Origin of the sequence: Pseudomonas sp. NPDC088885 (genome assembly GCF_044750025.1) — a bacterium.
In the GTDB taxonomy this organism is placed as follows: Bacteria; Pseudomonadota; Gammaproteobacteria; order Pseudomonadales; family Pseudomonadaceae; genus Aquipseudomonas; species Aquipseudomonas rustica.
In genome coordinates, this window is the sequence record NZ_JBIVJB010000198.1 from 900 (window position 1) to 3,182 (window position 2,283).

The following is a 2,283-nucleotide window of genomic DNA, read 5'->3' on the forward strand; positions in this document are numbered from 1 at the left end:
ACTGCAGCTGATATGGATGCGGCCGTGCGTACCATCGCCGGTTCCGCTCGTAGCATGGGCCTTAACGTGGAGGGTGTGTAATGGCTAAGCTGACCAAGCGCCAAAAGGCTATCGCCGGCAAAATCGAAGCAGGCAAAAGCTACAGCTTCGTAGATGCTGCTGCCCTGCTGGCTGAGCTGTCGACTGTCAAGTTCAGCGAGTCGTTCGACATTGCTGTAAACCTGGGTGTAGACCCGCGTAAATCCGACCAGGTTGTTCGTAGCGCTACTGTGCTGCCACACGGCACTGGCAAGACCGTTCGCGTTGCTGTGTTCACCCAAGGCCCAGCTGCTGAAGCCGCTCTGGCTGCCGGCGCTGATCGCGTAGGTATGGACGACCTGGCTGCCGAAATGAAAGGCGGCGACCTGAACTATGACGTAGTGATCGCATCCCCGGATGCAATGCGCGTTGTAGGTCAACTGGGTCAGATCCTCGGCCCACGTGGTCTGATGCCTAACCCTAAGGTTGGTACCGTAACTCCAGACGTAGCGACTGCTGTTAAAAACGCTAAAGCTGGTCAGGTTCGTTATCGCACCGACAAAAACGGCATTATCCACACCTCCGTTGGCAAGATGGGCTTCGACGCCGTCAAGCTGAAGGAAAACGTTGAAGCCCTGATCGCTGATCTGAAGCGAATCAAGCCAGCTTCCTCGAAAGGTATTTACGTTAAGCGCGTTACCCTGAGCACCACTATGGGCCCAGGTCTGGTTATCGACCAGAGCTCGCTGGACGCTTAAGACAAAAGTTGGCGTGCTTTGCACGTCAATTGAAAGATTGGGGTCCCTGCCTGGCGGGGGCTATCCAAGACCGTAGGCGACGCAAGTCTTAATACACAAGCCTACGCAGATGGTGCTCCCGGTTCCTTACCGAATCAGACACCAAAACGACATTCGGTTTCGATCGAATGAAACGGTAACAAGCAGGAGTTAACCCGTGGCAATTTATCTCGAAGACAAGAAGGCCATCGTCGCTGAAGTCAACGAGGCTGCCAAAGTCGCTCTGTCCGCTGTCGTGGTTGATGCACGTGGCGTAACAGTAGGCGCAATGACCGGACTCCGTAAAGAGGCTCGTGAAGCTGGCGTTTACGTACGTGTTGTACGTAACACCCTGCTCAAGCGCGCTGTTGCTGACACTGAATACAGTGTTCTCAACGACGTGTTCACCGGCCCGACCTTGATCGCATTCTCCAACGAACACCCGGGCGCTGCTGCTCGTCTGTTCAAAGAGTTCGCTAAAGGTCAGGACAAGTTCGAGATCAAGGCAGCTGCGTTCGAGGGCAAGTTCCTCGCAGCTAATCAGATCGACGTACTGGCAAGCCTGCCGACCCGTGACGAAGCAATTTCCCAGCTGATGAGCGTGATTCAAGGCGCTACCAGCAAATTGGCTCGTACTCTGGCGGCACTTCGCGACCAGAAAGAAGCTGCTGCAGCCTAAGGCTGAGCGTTTCCTTTTATCGCGTATTTTTGTTTATTTCGATGGCCTCCAGGCTATCCCCCAATTCAGGAAATAAGTCATGTCTCTGACTAACGAACAAATCATCGACGCAATCGGCGAAAAATCGGTTCTGGAAATCGTTGAGCTGATCAAAGCAATGGAAGAGAAGTTCGGCGTATCCGCTGCCGCTGCTTCTGCTGGTCCAGCTGCTGCTGCCGCTGTTGTTGAAGAGCAAACCGAGTTCAACGTAATCCTGAAAGGCGCTGGCGAGAAGAAAGTCAACGTGATCAAGGCTGTACGTGAACTGACCGGTCTGGGTCTGAAAGAAGCCAAGGAGAAGGTTGACACCGCTCCTCAGGTTATCGCTGAAGGCGTTTCGAAAGAAGCTGCTGAAGACGCGAAGAAGAAGCTGGAAGAAGCAGGCGCTGAAGTCGAAGTTAAGTAACTTTCGACTTTGCACCTCCAGCCCGAGCGTCAAGCGACAGGCTGATGGCTGGTGGCTCTTGCCACCGGCCTTTTTCCGTTATTGGCAGCCGACTGGGTCGGTGCTGATAAAGGCGCTGTAACCACCCGATGCGGTGGCGCAAACCATGGGGTTTGCACGATTTTCTGGCTGCTCCCGTCGGGAGGGGCCAAACAAGCAGGTGACCAAGCTGGGGAACGCTGATGGCTTACTCATATACTGAGAAAAAACGTATCCGCAAGGACTTTAGCAAGTTGACTGCGGATGTCGATGAGCTTGTCAGCGCTTTTCGCGCAGACAATCAGCGCACCGGTGCGATCGCGATACAAGCCGAAGTTCTTCGAGCA

The 2,283-nt window shown here is 54.2% G+C and carries 3 protein-coding genes and 2 pseudogenes; 4 read left to right on the plus strand and 1 reads right to left on the minus strand.

Going from position 1 to position 2,283, the window contains the following annotated elements; genetic code table 11:
• The 4 genes and pseudogenes from rplK to rplL all read left to right on the plus strand — a co-directional run.
• Positions 1 to 81, plus strand: a pseudogene (gene rplK / locus ACIP1X_RS28365) (50S ribosomal protein L11); the annotation flags it as partial.
• Entirely contained in the window at positions 81 to 776 is a 696-nt protein-coding gene (gene rplA / locus ACIP1X_RS28370; RefSeq protein WP_053124322.1) for a 50S ribosomal protein L1, read from the plus strand. The pseudogene rplK and the gene rplA, both read left to right, overlap by 1 nt.
• 196 nt (positions 777 to 972) lie before the next feature.
• On the plus strand, positions 973 to 1,473 hold the full coding sequence (rplJ, locus tag ACIP1X_RS28375) for a 50S ribosomal protein L10 (RefSeq protein WP_053124320.1): 501 nt from the start codon (positions 973 to 975) through the stop codon (positions 1,471 to 1,473).
• Between the two features lie 79 nt (positions 1,474 to 1,552).
• Positions 1,553 to 1,918, plus strand: coding sequence for a 50S ribosomal protein L7/L12 (rplL, locus tag ACIP1X_RS28380; RefSeq protein WP_053124318.1), 366 nt, complete (start codon positions 1,553 to 1,555; stop codon positions 1,916 to 1,918).
• Between the two features lie 266 nt (positions 1,919 to 2,184).
• On the opposite strand, the pseudogene ACIP1X_RS28385 reads toward rplL, so the two are convergent.
• Positions 2,185 to 2,283: pseudogene (locus tag ACIP1X_RS28385) on the minus strand (hypothetical protein); the annotation flags it as partial.

Excerpts from the sequence above, each read along its gene's own strand:
- rplL (WP_053124318.1), top strand. The coding sequence starts at position 1,553 with ATGTCTCTGACTAACGAACAAATCATCGACGCAATCGGCGAAAAATCG.
- rplA (WP_053124322.1), top strand. The coding sequence starts at position 81 with ATGGCTAAGCTGACCAAGCGCCAAAAGGCTATCGCCGGCAAAATCGAA.